At 55.9% G+C, this 16,620-nt stretch carries 18 protein-coding genes; 6 read left to right on the plus strand and 12 right to left on the minus strand.

Annotation, left to right across the window (positions count from 1 at the left end; all coding sequences use genetic code 11):
* Nucleotides 1-7 precede the first annotated feature (7 nt).
* Entirely contained in the window at nucleotides 8-1,870 is a 1,863-nt protein-coding gene (dxs, locus tag ACOTZC_RS16570) for a 1-deoxy-D-xylulose-5-phosphate synthase (RefSeq protein WP_047173808.1), read from the plus strand.
* A gap of 63 nt (nucleotides 1,871-1,933) precedes the next feature.
* The gene (locus tag ACOTZC_RS16575) at nucleotides 1,934-2,908 is read left to right on the plus strand and encodes an aldo/keto reductase (protein ID WP_064791216.1); all 975 of its coding nucleotides are present in this window, start codon (nucleotides 1,934-1,936) and stop codon (nucleotides 2,906-2,908) included.
* Between the two features lie 68 nt (nucleotides 2,909-2,976).
* On the opposite strand, the gene thiL is transcribed toward ACOTZC_RS16575, so the two are convergent.
* The 5 genes from thiL to nrdR form a co-directional block, all read right to left on the minus strand.
* Nucleotides 2,977-3,948: a thiamine-phosphate kinase gene (gene thiL / locus ACOTZC_RS16580; protein WP_033144764.1), complete on the minus strand. Its 972-nt coding sequence runs from the start codon at nucleotides 3,946-3,948 to the stop codon at nucleotides 2,977-2,979.
* 77 nt (nucleotides 3,949-4,025) lie between these two features.
* Nucleotides 4,026-4,445, minus strand: coding sequence for a transcription antitermination factor NusB (gene nusB, locus ACOTZC_RS16585; protein ID WP_024906809.1), 420 nt, complete (start codon nucleotides 4,443-4,445; stop codon nucleotides 4,026-4,028).
* Nucleotides 4,446-4,466: 21 nt separating this feature from the next.
* The gene (gene ribE / locus ACOTZC_RS16590; RefSeq protein WP_006176874.1) at nucleotides 4,467-4,937 is read right to left on the minus strand and encodes a 6,7-dimethyl-8-ribityllumazine synthase; all 471 of its coding nucleotides are present in this window, start codon (nucleotides 4,935-4,937) and stop codon (nucleotides 4,467-4,469) included.
* A gap of 87 nt (nucleotides 4,938-5,024) precedes the next feature.
* Complete coding sequence (gene ribD / locus ACOTZC_RS16595) at nucleotides 5,025-6,128, minus strand: bifunctional diaminohydroxyphosphoribosylaminopyrimidine deaminase/5-amino-6-(5-phosphoribosylamino)uracil reductase RibD (protein WP_047173807.1); 1,104 nt, start codon at nucleotides 6,126-6,128, stop codon at nucleotides 5,025-5,027.
* Nucleotides 6,129-6,132: 4 nt separating this feature from the next.
* The gene (gene nrdR, locus ACOTZC_RS16600; protein ID WP_008503337.1) at nucleotides 6,133-6,582 is read right to left on the minus strand and encodes a transcriptional regulator NrdR; all 450 of its coding nucleotides are present in this window, start codon (nucleotides 6,580-6,582) and stop codon (nucleotides 6,133-6,135) included.
* A 152-nt stretch (nucleotides 6,583-6,734) separates the two neighbouring features.
* On the opposite strand from nrdR, the gene ACOTZC_RS16605 reads away from it, so the two are divergent.
* Both ACOTZC_RS16605 and ACOTZC_RS16610 read left to right on the plus strand, forming a co-directional pair.
* Entirely contained in the window at nucleotides 6,735-7,274 is a 540-nt protein-coding gene (locus ACOTZC_RS16605) for a DUF3251 domain-containing protein (protein WP_163353504.1), read from the plus strand.
* Between the two features lie 268 nt (nucleotides 7,275-7,542).
* Entirely contained in the window at nucleotides 7,543-8,427 is an 885-nt protein-coding gene (locus ACOTZC_RS16610; RefSeq protein WP_025756198.1) for a nucleoside-specific channel-forming protein Tsx, read from the plus strand.
* Between the two features lie 119 nt (nucleotides 8,428-8,546).
* Here ACOTZC_RS16610 and ACOTZC_RS16615 read toward each other — a convergent pair whose 3' ends face one another.
* The 7 genes from ACOTZC_RS16615 to queA form a co-directional block, all read right to left on the minus strand.
* Complete coding sequence (locus ACOTZC_RS16615; RefSeq protein WP_045400660.1) at nucleotides 8,547-9,227, minus strand: helix-turn-helix transcriptional regulator; 681 nt, start codon at nucleotides 9,225-9,227, stop codon at nucleotides 8,547-8,549.
* A 14-nt stretch (nucleotides 9,228-9,241) separates the two neighbouring features.
* Nucleotides 9,242-9,607, minus strand: a complete 366-nt coding sequence (locus ACOTZC_RS16620) for a VOC family protein (RefSeq protein WP_047173806.1) — start codon at nucleotides 9,605-9,607, stop codon at nucleotides 9,242-9,244.
* 143 nt (nucleotides 9,608-9,750) lie between these two features.
* The gene (gene secF, locus ACOTZC_RS16625; RefSeq protein ID WP_008503342.1) at nucleotides 9,751-10,722 is read right to left on the minus strand and encodes a protein translocase subunit SecF; all 972 of its coding nucleotides are present in this window, start codon (nucleotides 10,720-10,722) and stop codon (nucleotides 9,751-9,753) included.
* A 10-nt stretch (nucleotides 10,723-10,732) separates the two neighbouring features.
* A complete protein-coding gene (gene secD / locus ACOTZC_RS16630; RefSeq protein ID WP_071957349.1) occupies nucleotides 10,733-12,580 on the minus strand; it encodes a protein translocase subunit SecD in 1,848 nt (615 codons plus the stop codon).
* Nucleotides 12,581-12,607: 27 nt separating this feature from the next.
* On the minus strand, nucleotides 12,608-12,940 hold the full coding sequence (yajC, locus tag ACOTZC_RS16635) for a preprotein translocase subunit YajC (RefSeq protein ID WP_003859109.1): 333 nt from the start codon (nucleotides 12,938-12,940) through the stop codon (nucleotides 12,608-12,610).
* A gap of 22 nt (nucleotides 12,941-12,962) precedes the next feature.
* A complete protein-coding gene (gene tgt / locus ACOTZC_RS16640; RefSeq protein ID WP_003859110.1) occupies nucleotides 12,963-14,090 on the minus strand; it encodes a tRNA guanosine(34) transglycosylase Tgt in 1,128 nt (375 codons plus the stop codon).
* A 53-nt stretch (nucleotides 14,091-14,143) separates the two neighbouring features.
* Nucleotides 14,144-15,214, minus strand: a complete 1,071-nt coding sequence (queA, locus tag ACOTZC_RS16645) for a tRNA preQ1(34) S-adenosylmethionine ribosyltransferase-isomerase QueA (protein WP_047173805.1) — start codon at nucleotides 15,212-15,214, stop codon at nucleotides 14,144-14,146.
* Nucleotides 15,215-15,305: 91 nt separating this feature from the next.
* On the opposite strand from queA, the gene acpH reads away from it, so the two are divergent.
* A complete protein-coding gene (acpH, locus tag ACOTZC_RS16650) occupies nucleotides 15,306-15,887 on the plus strand; it encodes an ACP phosphodiesterase (protein ID WP_023310549.1) in 582 nt (193 codons plus the stop codon).
* Between the two features lie 127 nt (nucleotides 15,888-16,014).
* Nucleotides 16,015-16,617 (plus strand): peroxiredoxin, encoded by a 603-nt coding sequence (locus tag ACOTZC_RS16655; protein WP_014168840.1) that lies wholly within the window; start codon nucleotides 16,015-16,017, stop codon nucleotides 16,615-16,617.
* Nucleotides 16,618-16,620 lie beyond the last annotated feature (3 nt).

Raw genomic sequence — 16,620 nt, forward strand, 5'->3', positions numbered from 1 at the left:
GCCTTTGATGAGTTTTGATATTGCCAAATACCCGACACTGGCGTTAGTTGACTCCACCCAGGAGTTACGTCTGTTGCCGAAAGAGAGCCTGCCGAAGCTGTGCGACGAGCTGCGTCGCTACCTGCTCGACAGCGTAAGCCGCTCCAGCGGCCATTTCGCCTCCGGGCTTGGCACGGTAGAGCTGACCGTGGCGCTGCACTACGTCTATAACACGCCGTTCGATCAGCTGATCTGGGACGTGGGGCACCAGGCTTATCCGCACAAAATTCTGACCGGACGTCGCGATAAAATTGGCACCATTCGTCAGAAAGGCGGCCTGCACCCGTTCCCGTGGCGCGGTGAGAGCGAGTATGACGTGCTGAGCGTCGGCCACTCTTCCACCTCCATTTCTGCGGGCATCGGGATTGCCGTTGCCGCCGAGAAAGAGAACAAGCAGCGCCGCACCGTCTGCGTGATTGGCGACGGCGCCATCACCGCAGGGATGGCCTTCGAAGCCATGAACCACGCGGGCGACATCAAGCCGGACATGCTGGTTATCCTTAACGATAACGAAATGTCGATTTCCGAGAACGTCGGCGCGCTGAACAACCATCTGGCGCAGCTGCTCTCCGGCAAGCTTTACTCCTCGCTGCGCGAAGGCGGCAAGAAAGTCTTCTCCGGCGTACCGCCGATTAAAGAGCTGCTCAAGCGTACCGAAGAACACATCAAAGGCATGGTCGTGCCGGGCACCCTGTTTGAAGAGCTGGGCTTTAACTATATTGGCCCGGTTGACGGTCACGACGTGCTGGGCCTGGTGACCACGCTCAAGAACATGCGCGACCTGAAAGGCCCGCAGTTCCTGCATATCATGACTAAAAAAGGGCGCGGTTACGAACCGGCGGAAAAAGATCCGATCACCTTCCACGCGGTGCCGAAATTCGACCCGTCCAGCGGCTGTCTGCCAAAAAGCAGCGGCGGCATGCCGAGCTATTCAAAAATCTTCGGCGACTGGCTATGCGAAACCGCAGCCAAAGACAACAAGCTGATGGCTGTGACGCCTGCCATGCGTGAAGGCTCCGGCATGGTGGAGTTCTCCAGAAAATACCCTGACCAGTATTTTGACGTTGCCATTGCCGAGCAGCATGCGGTGACGTTTGCAGCGGGCCTGGCCATTGGCGGCTACAAGCCGGTTGTCGCTATCTATTCCACCTTCCTGCAGCGCGCCTACGATCAGGTGATCCACGACGTGGCGATTCAGAAGCTGCCGGTACTGTTTGCTATCGATCGTGCGGGCATCGTCGGTGCCGACGGCCAGACGCACCAGGGCGCGTTTGATCTGTCGTTCCTGCGCTGTATTCCGGATATGGTTGTCATGACGCCAAGCGACGAGAACGAATGTCGTCAGATGCTGTTTACCGGCTACCACTATCAGGATGGCCCAAGCGCCGTTCGCTACCCGCGCGGCAATGCGGTGGGCGTTGAGCTTCAGCCGCTGGAAAAACTGCCGATCGGTAAAGGTCTGGTGAAGCGTCGCGGTGAAAAAGTGGCGATCCTGAACTTCGGCACGCTGATGCCAGAGGCGGCTAAAGCGGCTGAAGCGTTGAATGCCACCCTGGTGGACATGCGCTTTGTGAAGCCGCTCGACGACTCTCTGATCCTGAGTATGGCTGAGACGCATGACGTGCTGGTCACGCTGGAAGAAAACGCCATCATGGGCGGCGCGGGCAGCGGCGTGAACGAGGTACTGATGGCGAACCGTAAAGCCGTGCCGGTGCTGAACCTCGGCCTGCCGGATCACTTCATTCCGCAAGGTACTCAGGACGAAGCCCGTGCGGCTATTGGCCTGGACGCCGCCGGTATCGAAGCCAAAATCCGTACCTGGCTGGACTGACCCCTCCCCCTTTTCCGCTCCTGCTATGCTTAAACCTGGTGTTTAAACAGCAGGAGCGGAACCGTGCAATACACAACATTAGGAAAAACGGACCTTAAGGTTTCCCGACTTTGTCTGGGATGCATGACCTTTGGCGAGCCCGATCGGGGAAACCACGCCTGGACGCTGCCGGAAGAGAGCAGCCGTCCGATTATCAAACGCGCCATCGAGGGCGGCATTAACTTCTTTGACACCGCCAACAGCTACTCCGACGGCAGCAGCGAGGAGATTGTCGGCCGCGCCCTGCGCGATTTTGCCCGTCGGGATGACATCGTCGTCGCCACCAAGGTCTTCTATCCGTCAGGCGACCTGTCTCAGGGACTTTCTCGCGCCCAGATCCTTCGCTCCATTGATGACAGCCTCAGACGTCTGAACATGGATTACGTCGATCTGCTGCAAATTCACCGCTGGGATTACAGCACGCCAGTCGAGGAGACGCTTGAGGCGCTCAACGACGTGGTCAAAGCCGGGAAAGCTCGCTACATCGGCGCGTCGTCTATGCACGCGTCGCAGTTTGCCCAGGCGCTGGCTCTCCAGGCGCAGCACGGCTGGGCGCGATTTGTCACCATGCAGGATCACTACAATCTGATCTATCGTGAAGAAGAACGCGAGATGCTGCCGCTGTGCCATCAGGAGGGCGTGGCGGTGATCCCGTGGAGTCCGCTGGCGCGCGGCCGCCTGACCCGTCCATGGGGGGAAACCACGGCTCGCCTGGTATCGGATGAAGTGGGAAAAAATCTTTATTCCGGTACAGAAGCCAGCGATGCGCTAATTGCCGAACGGTTAGCCGGAATTGCCGACGATACCGGTGCCACTCGCGCCCAGGTAGCGCTGGCTTGGCTGCTGGGCAAGCGCGGGGTCGCGGCACCGATTATTGGAACGTCGCGGGAAGAACAGCTGGATGAGCTGCTGAATGCGGTGGATATCACGCTGACGCCAGAGCAGATTGCCGAGCTGGAGACGCCGTATCAGCCGCATCCGGTGGTGGGGTTTAAGTAAGCCCTGCCACAGAGAAAGGGAACAAAACACATAGGCCGGGTAAGGCGAAGTTGCCACCCGGCAAAAGCTTACGCGAAGTGATCGTACCCTTTCCAGTCCAGCGTGACGGGCGCGCCGTCTTTCACAAACTTCAGCCCTTCGCTCTCCGGCATGATCTGACCGATGCAGGTGAATTTCGCGCCGAGATGCGCTAACGCCACGTCCAGCGTTCCACGGTTGAGCTCAGGCACCGTGAAGCACAACTCATAGTCTTCACCACCGGAGAGCGCCCAGCGCAGGGCCTGCTCAGGCTCCACATGGCGAAGCAGCTGCTCAGACAGCGGGAAGAGATCCAGGTCAACGCGCGCACCTACGCCGCTGGCCTTCAGGATATGGCCGAGATCGGAGATCAGCCCGTCAGAGAGATCGATAGCCGAGCTTGCCCGTTCGCGCAGCGCCTGGCCGTGCAAAATACGCGGCGTTGGCCGCAGATGGCGTTTCACCAGATACGCCGCATCGTCAGCATCTTCAACCGTTAAACGATTTTGAAGGATCGCCAGCCCTGCCGCGCTATCGCCCGGCGTACCGGTCACGTAGATCCAGTCGCCGGGTTTTGCGCCTGAACGCTTCAGCGCGCGGCCAAGCGGCACGTAGCCGTGGATCGCCAGCGTCATCGACAGCGGCCCGGCAGTCGTGTCGCCGCCAATCAGCTGCATATCGTAATAGCTAAGCTGCTCAAAAAGCGCATCGCTAAAGGCTTCCAGCCAGGCTTCATCTACCTCTGGCAGCGTCAGAGCCAGCGTTAGCCACGCGGGATCGGCCCCCATCGCCGCCAGATCGCTGACGTTAACCGCCAGGGCTTTATACGCCAGATCGGCAGGATCGATATCCGGTAAGAAATGACGGCCGCACACCAGAGTGTCGGTGCTGATTGCCAGCGTCTGTTTTTCGGGAATATTGAGAAGTGCACAGTCATCGCCAATGCCGGTTTCAACATCAAGACGAGAGGTTCTGACACGGTCGAAATAACGGGCAATCAGGGAGAATTCGCCGCATGCCATACGTTATGCCTCAGCAAATAAAAGAAAAAACCGGAGCCGCACTGCCCGTCAGGCAATGCAGGACTCCGGTTTGCGGATCACTTTTTGTGGGGACGGATCGCAGGTGCTGCTTTATCAAGTACGCCGTTTACAAACTTGTGGCTGTCTTCAGCGCCGAAGGTTTTCGCCAGCTCGATCGCTTCGTTGATGGCCACTTTATACGGCACATCATCACGTTTAGACAGCTCAAACAGCGCGATACGCAACACTGCTTTTTCCACCTGACCCAGCTCTTCGAGCAGACGGGACAGGTATGGCTTCATCAGGCCATCGAGATACGCGCTATTAGTCGCCACTCCCGACAGCAGTTCACGGAAGTACAGAACGTCAACGTCTTTCACGTCCTGTTCTGACAGGAACTGGTATTCAACATCAGAGATGTCGTTCTGGGACAACTGCCAGGAGTAAAGTGCCTGGACGGCACATTCACGGGCGCGGCGACGAGCAGCAGGTTTCACGGAATTCCCCTTACAAAAAAATCAGGCCTTGATGGCTTTCAATACATTGATCATTTCAAGCGCGGTCAGTGCAGCTTCTGCACCTTTGTTACCGGCTTTGGTGCCAGCACGTTCGATGGCTTGTTCAATACTTTCGGTGGTCAGCACGCCGAACGCGACAGGAATTTCAGCATCCTGCGCAACGTGTGCCAGACCGTTGCTTGCACCGCCCGCAACGTATTCGAAGTGCGCAGTGCCGCCACGAATAACGGTACCCAGCGCAATCACCGCGTCGTATTTACCGGTTTTCGCCAGCGCGCCCGCCGCCAGCGGCAGTTCGTAAGCGCCTGGAACCCAAACAACGGTAATATTGTCATCTTTAACCTGGCCGATACGTTTCAGGGCGTCAATCGCACCTTCCAGCAGGCTGTCGTTGATGAAGTTGTTGAAACGCGCAATGGTGATGGCGACGCGAGCGTCCGGGGTAGCTACAGCAGCTTCAATAATGTTCATACTCTTCCTTTACGGGTTCATTTGGCCCCGCAGGGGGGCGGATTTTATCATAATACTTTGCGCACTGCTTCCCTATTTCAGGAGCAATTACGCTGTCGTTAGGTGGAGGCAGACATCCGGGCCTACCGGACGAATCTCGCTAAATTTGAGTTGCGGTGCGTCGGCCAGTTTTTCAAGGCCGGGCAGCACAAACAGGCCGCGCGCGTCGTGACCTAACAGTTTAGGCGCAACGTAAACAATCAGCTCATCCACTAGCCCGGCCTGTAAAAGCGCACCGGCGAGCGTTGGCCCCGCTTCAACCCAGATGCTGTTCACCTGCTGCTTGCCGAGCAGCATCATCAGCACCACCAGATCCAGATGACCGTTATGCTCCGGCACCATAATACTGCGCACGCCTTCCGGCCATTCGCGTGTATCTTCTTTAGTGCGGGCAATCCAGGTTTCACCCGGCTGCTGGACAATACGGTGCTCCGGCGTCACGCGGTTCTGGCTATCAATGATAATACGCAGCGGCTGACGCAGGTTCTCCTGCGGGTAAAGCGTCTGAGTATCCGCATTCAGCTCGTCCCAGCGCACGGTCATGGCCGGATCGTCAGCCAGAACGGTTTCACTGCTGGTGAGAATAGCATGGCTTTGCGCGCGAAGACGTTGCACATCGCGCCTTGCCTGTGGTGACGTGATCCACTGGCTTTCGCCGTTTGCCATCGCCGTACGACCGTCCAGCGAGGCGCCCAGCTTAAGCTGAATATACGGGAACCCCGTGCGCATGCGCTTCAGAAAGCCTTTGTTGATCGCTTCCGCGTCCTGCATCATCAGCCCATGGCTGACGTCAATGCCTTCCTGCTGCAGGCGATACAGGCCGCGCCCGGCAACCTGTGGATTCGGGTCCTGCATCGCAGCGACCACGCGCGACACGCCCGCCGCAATCAGCGCTTCACAGCACGGCGGCGTGCGTCCGTGATGGCTGCAGGGCTCCAGCGTAACGTAGGCTGTGGCACCGCGCGCCTTCTCACCGGCCATGCGCAACGCATGGACCTCGGCATGCGGCTCGCCGGCACGATAGTGAAATCCTTCCCCTACGATCTCGCCATCTTTAACGATAACGCACCCGACGTTCGGGTTGGGATGGGTGGTAAAACGACCGCGCTGCGCCAGCTTCATGGCTCTCGCCATGTAAATCTCATCCTGCATGAGCTTAATCCTGTAAGCGGGCGATCTCTTCGCCAAACTCTTTGATGTCTTCGAAGCTGCGGTAGACCGAGGCGAAGCGGATATAGGCGACCTTATCGAGCTTTTTCAGCTGCTCCATCACAAGGTTGCCGATCATTTTGCTCGGCACTTCACGCTCACCCAAACCACGAAGGTAAGATTTTATGTGGTTTAACGCCATCTCAACGTCATCCGCGCTGACAGGGCGTTTTTCCAGGGCCTTCAGCATCCCGCTGCGCAGTTTCTCTTCGTTAAACGGCTCGCGCACGTCGTTGCTTTTTACCACGCGCGGCATTACCAGCTCTGCAACCTCAAAGGTCGTGAAACGCTCGTTGCACACCAGACACTGCCGACGACGGCGTACGGATGACCCTTCGCCCACAAGACGAGAGTCGATGACTTTGGTATCCACAGCGGAGCAGAATGGGCAATGCATACGGTATCCCTGTTATGTGGTTAACTAATTTTCATTTTACCCTGATCTGGCCTGACAACAAAGGAAGAGCTTTTTGAGACAAAGGATCTATGTCTGACACGTTGAGGCTGGCTACCATTAAGGCGATCCGTTATTTCAAGGAAATAAACGCAATGACAAGACGTTACCTGAAGATTTTGCTGGTGGGGAGCCTCTTCACCCTTAGCGCCTGTGCACAGCAAACCGAAGTTCGCCAGATGAAACAAAGCGTCAACACGCTCAATACGGCGATGGACAAACTGAATAAAGAAACGGTGAAGATCACCCAACAAAACGCGCTGAACGCAAAATCCAGCAGCGGGGTGTATCTGCTGCCTGGTGCCAATACGCCTGCGCGGCTCAACAGCCAGATTGGCACGCTTAAAATGTCACTGGTGAACGTTGCGGCGAATGCAGATGGTACTCGCGCAACATTACGCATCCAGGGAGAATCCAGCGATCCGCTTCCGGCCTTCAGTGGCACCGTCGAGTGGGGCCAGATCCAGGGCACAACCGAGAGCTATCAGGAAGTGAATGTGAAGAACCAGTTGTTCACTGCTCCCGCGAGTATACTGGCGCCCAGCGATGTTGATATCCCGCTTCAGCTGAGTGGACTCACGCCAGATCAGTTAGGTTTTATCCGCATCCACGATATCCAGCCCGCCGCGCAGTAACCCCCTCCTTCAGCGGAGTGCAATGTCACTCCGCTAACATTTACATTTCGTATGGATTGGCAACATAAATGATTGCCGCTACAATCCCGCCCGTTTAAAGTACGCAAACGTGAACGCAATCGATTACGCGTGTGAGAGATATGTGAAACAACACATATTTTTGTGAGCAGGGATTCCTATAATAGGCACCGCAGAAACACGAAATATTTAGAAACGCAATTCGCGCATTTTTCACTCCCGGAAGGGAATTTCAATCAGTGGCATGATTATGAAAAAAACATTACTTGCAGCCGGCGCCGTGCTGGCACTTTCCTCCTCTTTCACTGTTAACGCAGCGGAAAACGATAAACCACAATATCTCTCCGACTGGTGGCACCAGAGCGTTAACGTCGTGGGCAGCTACCACACCCGTTTCGGACCACAGATCCGCAACGATACCTACCTGGAGTACGAAGCGTTCGCCAAGAAAGACTGGTTTGATTTCTACGGCTATATGGATGCACCGGTATTCTTCGGCGGTAACACCGACGCGAAAGGTATCTGGAACCACGGTTCCCCACTGTTCATGGAAATTGAACCACGCTTCTCTATTGATAAACTGACCGGTACCAGCCTGGCGTTTGGTCCGTTCAAAGAGTGGTACTTCGCGAACAACTACATCTACGACATGGGCCGCAATAAGTCTGGTCGCCAGAGCACCTGGTACATGGGTCTGGGTACGGACATCGATACCGGCCTGCCAATGAGCCTGTCTCTGAACGTGTATGCTAAGTACCAGTGGCAGAACTACGGTGCCGCGAACGAAAACGAGTGGGATGGCTACCGTTTCAAAGTGAAATACTTTGTGCCAATTACCCAGCTGTGGGGCGGTAACCTGAGCTATATCGGCTTCACCAACTTTGACTGGGGTTCAGATCTGGGCGACAACGACTTCCGCGACCTGAACGGTAAGAAAGCGCGCACCAACGACTCCATCGCCTCCAGCCACATCCTGGCGCTGAACTACGATCACTGGCACTACTCTGTTGTTGCGCGTTACTGGCACAACGGTGGTCAGTGGAACGACGACGCGAGCCTGAACTTCGGCAACGGCGACTTCAGCGTTCGCTCTACCGGCTGGGGTGGTTACCTGGTTGTGGGTTATAACTTCTAATCAGCGCTGGACTGGGCGGGCTGATGCCCTCACCCTGCCCCTCTCCCACAGGGAGAGGGAACAAATACTAAAACGGCAACATACGTTGCCGTTTTGCTTTTACCTCGCCGCCAGGCTTTTTACTGCTTAACCTTGCGCAAAAAATCTGCCAGAGACCTGTCCGCACTCTCGCTAAACCGCCTCTCCGTCTGCACAATATTGAGACATCGGTCGAGCCGGAAACAGCGATAGTCATCGCGCCGTTCGCACCACGCCGCCAGCAGCCAACGCTCACCCCAGAAGAACAATCCTAACGGCTGAACCTCACGCTGTGAGAGTTGCCCAACTTCGTCGCGGTAATGCAACGCCAGCACACGCTGAGCGGAAATTGCCTTATGAATCATGTCAAAATCGCTACGGGAGTGGCTTTGCATGCAAAAATCCGGGGCGTAGATCCGCGTCTGCTCCGCCTTTCGACGACTCTCCTCGGGCAGGATAGCCAGCACCTTCTCCTGAGCCGACTCCAGCTCGCGCGACAGCGATTCCCCTCCCCAGGTTTTGAGCAGGCGAATCGCGACGATCAGCGCCTCTGACTCCTTATTTGTCAGCATCAGCGGCGGCAGGTCAAATCCCGACATCAGCCGATATCCGCTCCCCGCCTCACCTTCCACCGGCACGCCGGAAAGCGACAGGTCGCGGATATCGCGGTAGACCGTGCGCTCGGACACGCCAAGCCGGTCCGCGAGATGCGCTGCCGTTGTCAGACGCCTGCCCCGCAGGATCTGCACAATCTGAAACAAACGGTCAGCGCGTCGGGTCATATCTTATTCCGCTCTCAGGCAGGTTGATGGAGCCCGACGCGGTTGCCCTCGCTGTCGGTAAACAAGGCGATAGTGCCAATGCCATGCGGCAGTTCCAGCGGGCCAAACACGCACTCGCCGCCCGCAGAGGCGATGCGATCGAGCGTGGCCGCCAGATTGTCAGTATGCAGGTAAATAATAGCGCCCTGCAAAGACGGTGTAACGCCGTCAAATTTTGCCAGCGCCCCGCCTGTACCCGGATCCTCATGCGGGAAAACGGCCAGCTCCGCACAGTCCATTTTCTCGCGGCGCAGCGCAAGCTGCATCACGGGCTCATAAAATTTGATAGCGCGATCCATATTCGAGACCGGAATTTCAAACCAGTTAATGACGCTTTTCATACATCCTCCTGCCTGTTGTTTGGGTTCATAAGGAGTCTACGACAGGGCTCCTGACAGCATACTGTCAGGAGTGTTTGTCAGGAGCAGATAAAAAAAAATCCCGGTCAACCGACCGGGATTTCGATAACGCGCAAAACGTCGCCTTACGGCAGAATGGACGGCTGATCCGCCCCTTCTTTCTCGACTTTCTGCTGGAGCAGGTGCTCGCGCTTCATGCCGAGTTTCAGTGCCAGAGCGGATGCGACGTAGATAGATGACGCCGTACCGATGGTGACACCAATCAACATGGTCAGCGAGAAGCCTTCCAGTACCGGACCACCGAAGAGGAACAGCATCAGGATCACCATCAGGGTGGTACCGGATGTGATCAGGGTACGGTGCAGCGTCTGGGTCAACGACACGTTAAAGATTTCGTACGGCGTACCGCGACGGATCTTACGGAAGTTTTCACGGATACGGTCAGATACCACGATACTGTCGTTCAGTGAGTAACCGATAACGGACATCAGGGATGCCACAATCGTCAGGTCAATCTCAATGTGGAACAGCGACAGTATGCCCATGGTGATCACCACGTCGTGCGCCAGAGCGATAACCACACCGGCCGCCAGTCGCCACTCAAAGCGGAAACCGACGTACACCAGAATGGAGATCAGCGCCACCAGCAGCGCCATCGCGCCGGTCTGCGCCAGGTCAGCACCTACGCTTGGGCCGACGAACTCAATACGCTTAACCGCCGCGTTCTGGCTGGTTGTTTCGTTAATCACGCTAACAACCTTACTGCCCAGCTCCTGGCTGCCGTTGGCATCGTGCACCGGAGGCATACGTACCATGATGTCGCGGCTGCTGCCGAAGTTCTGCAGCAGCGGCTCTTCAAAGCCCGCTTTCTGCAGCGATTCGCGCATCTGGTCCATATCGACCGGTTTTTCCAGGGAGATTTCAATTACCGTACCACCGGTAAAATCGAGTCCCCAGTTAAAGCCTTTCACGCCCATAATGACGATGGACAGAATCAGCAGGAAACCTGAAATGCCGAAGGCCCAGTAGTCCCAGCGCATAAAGTCCCAGACTTTACGGCCGTGGTTCAATTGTTCAACAGTATATTCCTGTGCCACAACGCACTCCTCAGATAGACAGCTTTTTGACGCGCTTGCCGCCGTACAGCAGGTTCACGATGGCACGGGTGCCGACAATAGCGGTAAACATTGACGTTGCGACACCGATACCGGTTGTAATCGCAAAGCCTTTGATAGCGCCGGTACCCACTGCATACAGGATAAGAACCTTGATCAGTGTTGTTACGTTCGCATCGAAGATAGAGCTGAACGCGCCTTTATAACCTTCGTCAATCGCCTGCTGAACAGAACGACCGTTGCTCAACTCTTCTTTGATACGTTCGTTAATCAGTACGTTGGCGTCGACCGCCACCGCAAGGGTCAGAACGATACCCGCAATACCCGGCATGGTCAGCGTCGCCCCCGGCAGCAGGGACATGATGCCGATAATCAGCACCAGGTTCGCAATCAGCGCAGAGGTCGCAATCAGACCAAACTTCTTATAGAAGAAGATCATGAACAGAATAGAGACCACCAGACCGGCCAGACACGCTTCCAGGCCCTGCTGGATGTTTTGCATACCCAGAGTTGGACCAATGGTACGTTCTTCAACAATCTGAATTGGCGCAATCAGCGCACCGGCACGCAGCAGCAGGGAGAGCTGACGCGCTTCGTTCGGGTTGTTGATGCCGGTAATACGGAAGCTGTTACCCAGACGAGACTGGATATTGGCGATGTTAATCACCTCTTCCTCTTTCACCAGCACAGCACGACCGTTTGCATCTTTCTTACCGCTGTCTTTGTACTCCACGAACAGGGTTGCCATCGGTTTGCCGATGTTGTCCTTGGTGAAGTTAGACATGATGTTACCACCCGCGCTATCGAGCGAGATGTTAACCTGCGGCTGGTTGTATTCGTCCTGGCTCGACGTGGAGTCGGTGATATGATCACCGGTCAGAATCACGCGTTTGTACAGCACAACTGGCTGACCTTCGCGGGTCTGTTTCACTTCGGAGTCACCCGGAATACGGCCAGAAGCGGCAGCAGACTGGTCAACATTGGTATTCACCAGACGGAATTCCAGGGTTGCTGTCGCACCCAGAATCTCTTTCGCACGCGCGGTGTCCTGAATACCCGGCAGTTCAACCACGATACGGTCAGCACCCTGACGCTGTACCAGCGGCTCGGCCACACCCAGCTGGTTTACACGGTTACGCAGAATGTTGATGTTCTGCTGAACGGCATATTCACGCGCTTCTTTCAGGCGCGCATCGGTCATCACCGCACGCAGCTGGTTGCTGCCCTGCGAGGAGATCACCAGGTCACGGTGACGTTGAGTCAGATAATCTACAGCCTGATCGCGCGCCGCGCTGTCGCGGAACGTGATGCTCATGCCGTAGTTATCTTCTTTACGCACGGTGGTGTAAGCGATGCCTTTATCACGCAGATCGCTGCGCAGGCTGTCGATATTCTGTTCCTGCAGCTTGCCAAGCGCGGTATCCATATCCACTTCCATCAGGAAGTGAACGCCGCCACGCAGGTCAAGGCCGAGTTTCATTGGCTCTGCTTTCATCGCAGCCAGCCAACGCGGGGTTGCAGGGGCAAGGTTAAGCGCCACGACGTATTTGTCACCCAGCACGCCCATCAGCGCTTCGCGAGCGCGGAGCTGCGTGTCGGTGGTGTCGAAGCGAGCAAGAATTGCACCCTCTTCCAGAGCCACAGACTTAGCGGTAATTTTTTCTTCTTGTAACGTTTTCTGGACCTGGATCAGCGTTTGCTCACTGGCGGCGACACCGCGCGCGCCAGTGATTTGAACAGCCGGATCCTCACCATACAGGTTGGGAAGCGCGTACAGCAGGCCGACGAGAATCACGACGACCAGCATGATGTACTTCCACAAAGGATAACGGTTTAACACGGCAGTTCCCTTTGGGAAAAGTTGGGATTACAGCGCCTTCATGGTGCCTTTCGGCAGAACGGCAGCTACGAAGTCACGTTTGATGACCACTTCAGTGGTGTCGTTCAGGGCGATAGCAATGTAGCCATTTTCAGCCACTTTGGTTACGCGACCCACCAGACCACCGTTAGTCAGTACTTCATCGCCTTTCGCAATGGAGTTCATCAGGTTTTTGTGCTCTTTGGTGCGCTTCTGCTGTGGACGCAGGATCATGAAGTAGAAGATCAGACCGAACACAACCAGCATCAGAATCAGAGACATCGGGCTGCCCTGCGCTGGAGCACCTGTTGCCGCTACCGCATCAGAAATAAAAAAGCTCATTCAAATTCCCTCATTATTAAAATTAATCAACGTTCAACGGTGGAACATCCCGCCCCTGACGTTGGTAGAAATCGGTCACGAAGCTCTCTAATTTACCCTCTTCGATAGCCTTACGTAAACCAGCCATTAAGCGCTGATAATAACGAAGATTATGAATGGTATTGAGACGCGCGCCCAAAATCTCGTTGCAACGATCGAGATGATGCAGATACGCGCGAGAATAATTGCGACAGGTATAGCAATCGCACTCGGAATCGAGCGGGCTGGTGTCACTCTTATGCTTCGCGTTACGGATTTTCACCACGCCATCGGTAACGAACAAATGGCCGTTACGCGCGTTGCGGGTTGGCATGACGCAGTCGAACATATCAATGCCGCGGCGTACGCCTTCAACCAGATCTTCTGGTTTACCCACGCCCATCAGGTATCGTGGCTTATCCGCCGGGATTTGCGGGCAGACATGCTCCAGAATGCGGTGCATGTCTTCCTTCGGCTCACCCACAGCCAAACCGCCGACAGCGTAGCCATCAAAACCTATCTCTACCAGACCTTTAACAGAGATATCGCGTAAATCTTCGTAAACGCTGCCCTGGATAATGCCGAACAGCGCATTTTTGTTCTGCAGGGAGTCAAAACGATCACGGCTACGCTTCGCCCAGCGCAGAGACATCTCCATTGAACGCTTGGCGTAATCCCAGTCGGCCGGGTATGGCGTACATTCGTCGAAGATCATCACGATATCAGATCCGAGATCGTACTGAATCTCCATCGATTTTTCCGGATCGAGGAAAATCGGATCGCCGTTGATCGGGTTACGGAAGTGAACGCCCTGCTCGGTGATCTTACGGATATCGCCCAGGCTGAAGACCTGGAAGCCGCCGGAATCGGTCAGGATTGGGCCTTTCCACTGCATGAAATCGTGCAGGTCGCCGTGGAGCTTCATAATCTCCTGACCCGGACGCAGCCACAGGTGGAAGGTGTTGCCGAGGATAATCTGTGCGCCCGTGGCTTCAACTTCTTCCGGCGTCATCCCTTTTACGGTGCCGTAGGTGCCCACAGGCATAAACGCGGGGGTTTCCACCACGCCGCGATCAAACACCAGGCGACCGCGACGCGCGCGACCGTCGGTGGTATCGAGTTCAAATTTCATTTTTTCTCCGACGTCAGAAAAACAGTCCAACGTTGTAAAACGGTGCCGCGGACTTATTCCCCGACACGCTCATTCAAAGCCAGCGGATTGTACGTGATAAACATCGCGTCCCCGTAGCTAAAAAAGCGATATTTTTGTTCTACCGCAGACTTGTAGGCCGCCATCGTATGCTGATAACCGGCAAATGCCGACACCAGCATAATCAGCGTTGATTCAGGCAGATGGAAGTTGGTCACCAGCGCGTCAATCACTTTGTACTGATAGCCCGGGTAGATAAAGATCTGCGTATCGCCAAAGAACGGCTCGATAAGATCGCTCTTTGCGGCCTGCGCGGCGCTCTCGAGTGAGCGCACGGACGTTGTACCGACCGCCACGACGCGGCTGCCGCGCGCTTTCGCCGCCAGGACCGCGTCCACCACATCCTGAGGCACTTCAGCATACTCAGAGTGCATGATGTGATCTTCAATGCTGTCCACGCGCACCGGCTGGAAGGTTCCCGCCCCGACGTGCAGCGTCACGAACGCCATCTCCACGCCCTTCGCGCGCAGTTTCTCCAGCAGCGGCTCATCAAAATGCAGGCCCGCGGTCGGCGCAGCGACGGCGCCTGGCTTCTGGCTGTAGACGGTCTGGTACAGCTCGCGGTCGGCCTCTTCGTCCGGACGCTCAATATACGGCGGCAGCGGCATGTGGCCGATGGCGTTCAGGATATCGAGCACCGTGCGTTCGTCATTGAACTCCACCTCGAACAGCGCGTCGTGGCGCGCGGTCATGGTCGCTTTGATGCTCTCATCATCGCCCAGCAGCAGCTCCGCGCCCGGCTTTGGCGCCTTAGATGCGCGAATATGTGCCAGAATACGTTTATCATCGAGCATACGTTCGACCAGCACTTCAATCTTGCCGCCGCTGGCTTTACGGCCGAACAGGCGCGCCGGGATCACGCGGGTATTGTTAAAGACCAGCAGATCGCCAGGGTTGAGCTTGTCGAGCAAATCGGTGAAAGTACCGTGCGTCAGCTCGCCCGTTGGCCCATCCAGTGACAGTAAGCGACAGCTGCTGCGCTCAGGCATGGGATAGTGAGCAATCAGGGATTCAGGTAGTTCAAAGGAGAAATCGGCGACGCGCATGACGTATACTCGTGACTTAAAAACAGGCGGCATAGTCTAGTGCTCACACCCTTTTGCTGCAACAACTAGCCGCCCCCGGACAAAAAAACGCATGAATTTTCTCGCTCACCTGCATCTCGCACACCTCGCTGACAGCTCCCTTTCCGGCAATTTGCTGGCCGATTTCGTACGCGGCAACCCCGCTGAGGACTATTCCCCTGAGGTTGTCGACGGGATTTTTATGCACCGCCGCATCGACGTGCTGACGGATAAGCTGCCGGAAGTGACGGAAGCCAAAGCGTGGTTTCGCCCTGAAACGCGCCGCGTTGCGCCGATCACGCTCGACGTGATGTGGGACCACTTTCTGTCGCGCCACTGGGAACAGCTGTCGCCGGAGATGCCCTTGCCGGCGTTTGTGCGCTATGCCCACCAGCAGGTGTCGATCATTCTGCCCGACTCGCCGCCGCGCTTTGTCAATCTGAATAACTATTTATGGTCGGAACGCTGGCTGGAGCGCTATCGCGAGATGGATTTCATCCAGAATGTGCTGAACGGGATGGCGAGCCGCCGACCGCGACTGGATGCGCTGCGGGACTCCTGGTATGACCTGGATGAACATTACGATGCGCTGGAAGCGCGTTTCTGGCAGTTTTACCCGCGCATGATGGCGCAGGCGAAAAACAAACAGCTCTGACAGAATTCGTATTGATAGGTAAAAGCTGGCGGAACGATTGTCACCACCTCTTTGTCTTATCCATGAACACTCTCTATACTGGCTCGCGTTGCGTTCCAAATAACCTTAGTATCTACAGGAGAATCATATGGTTCTGGTAACTCGTCCGGCTCCGGATTTTACAGCTGCAGCAGTTCTGGGCAACGGTGAAATCGTTGAAAACTTCAACTTCAAACAGCACACCAACGGTAAAGCGACCGTTCTGTTCTTCTGGCCAATGGACTTCACTTTCGTTTGCCCGTCTGAGCTGATTGCCTTCGACAAACGTTATGAAGAATTCCAGAAGCGTGGCGTGGAAGTTGTTGGCGTCTCCTTCGACTCTGAATTTGTACACAACGCATGGCGTAACACCCCTGTCGACAAAGGCGGCATCGGTGCGGTGAAATACGCAATGGTTGCGGACATCAAACGCGAAATCCAGCAGGCTTACGGTATCGAACATCCGGACGCTGGCGTTGCGCTGCGCGGTTCCTTCCTGATCGACGCTAACGGCATCGTTCGTCACCAGGTTGTGAACGATCTGCCGCTGGGTCGTAACATCGACGAAATGCTGCGCATGGTTGACGCGCTGCAGTTCCACGAAGAGCACGGCGAAGTGTGCCCGGCTCAGTGGGAAAAAGGTAAAGAAGGCATGAACGCGTCTCCAGACGGCGTTGCTAAATACCTGTCTGAGAACGTATCCAGCCTGTAATCG

This window comes from Enterobacter cloacae complex sp. SHL009, from assembly GCF_049237205.1.
In the GTDB taxonomy this organism is placed as follows: domain Bacteria; phylum Pseudomonadota; class Gammaproteobacteria; order Enterobacterales; family Enterobacteriaceae; genus Enterobacter; species Enterobacter cloacae_M.

What these genes read in the sequence shown, in the direction of transcription:
- dxs (WP_047173808.1), top strand. Translation starts at nt 8, where the DNA reads ATGAGTTTTGATATTGCCAAATACCCGACACTGGCGTTAGTTGACTCC.
- thiL (WP_033144764.1), bottom strand. Translation starts at nt 3,948, where the DNA reads ATGGCATGCGGCGAATTCTCCCTGATTGCCCGTTATTTCGACCGTGTC.
- ribE (WP_006176874.1), bottom strand. Translation starts at nt 4,937, where the DNA reads ATGAACATTATTGAAGCTGCTGTAGCTACCCCGGACGCTCGCGTCGCC.
- ribD (WP_047173807.1), bottom strand. Translation starts at nt 6,128, where the DNA reads ATGCAGGATGAGATTTACATGGCGAGAGCCATGAAGCTGGCGCAGCGC.
- nrdR (WP_008503337.1), bottom strand. Translation starts at nt 6,582, where the DNA reads ATGCATTGCCCATTCTGCTCCGCTGTGGATACCAAAGTCATCGACTCT.
- ACOTZC_RS16605 (WP_163353504.1), top strand. Translation starts at nt 6,735, where the DNA reads ATGACAAGACGTTACCTGAAGATTTTGCTGGTGGGGAGCCTCTTCACC.
- ACOTZC_RS16610 (WP_025756198.1), top strand. Translation starts at nt 7,543, where the DNA reads ATGAAAAAAACATTACTTGCAGCCGGCGCCGTGCTGGCACTTTCCTCC.
- ACOTZC_RS16615 (WP_045400660.1), bottom strand. Translation starts at nt 9,227, where the DNA reads ATGACCCGACGCGCTGACCGTTTGTTTCAGATTGTGCAGATCCTGCGG.
- ACOTZC_RS16620 (WP_047173806.1), bottom strand. Translation starts at nt 9,607, where the DNA reads ATGAAAAGCGTCATTAACTGGTTTGAAATTCCGGTCTCGAATATGGAT.
- yajC (WP_003859109.1), bottom strand. Translation starts at nt 12,940, where the DNA reads ATGAGCTTTTTTATTTCTGATGCGGTAGCGGCAACAGGTGCTCCAGCG.
- tgt (WP_003859110.1), bottom strand. Translation starts at nt 14,090, where the DNA reads ATGAAATTTGAACTCGATACCACCGACGGTCGCGCGCGTCGCGGTCGC.
- queA (WP_047173805.1), bottom strand. Translation starts at nt 15,214, where the DNA reads ATGCGCGTCGCCGATTTCTCCTTTGAACTACCTGAATCCCTGATTGCT.
- acpH (WP_023310549.1), top strand. Translation starts at nt 15,306, where the DNA reads ATGAATTTTCTCGCTCACCTGCATCTCGCACACCTCGCTGACAGCTCC.
- ACOTZC_RS16655 (WP_014168840.1), top strand. Translation starts at nt 16,015, where the DNA reads ATGGTTCTGGTAACTCGTCCGGCTCCGGATTTTACAGCTGCAGCAGTT.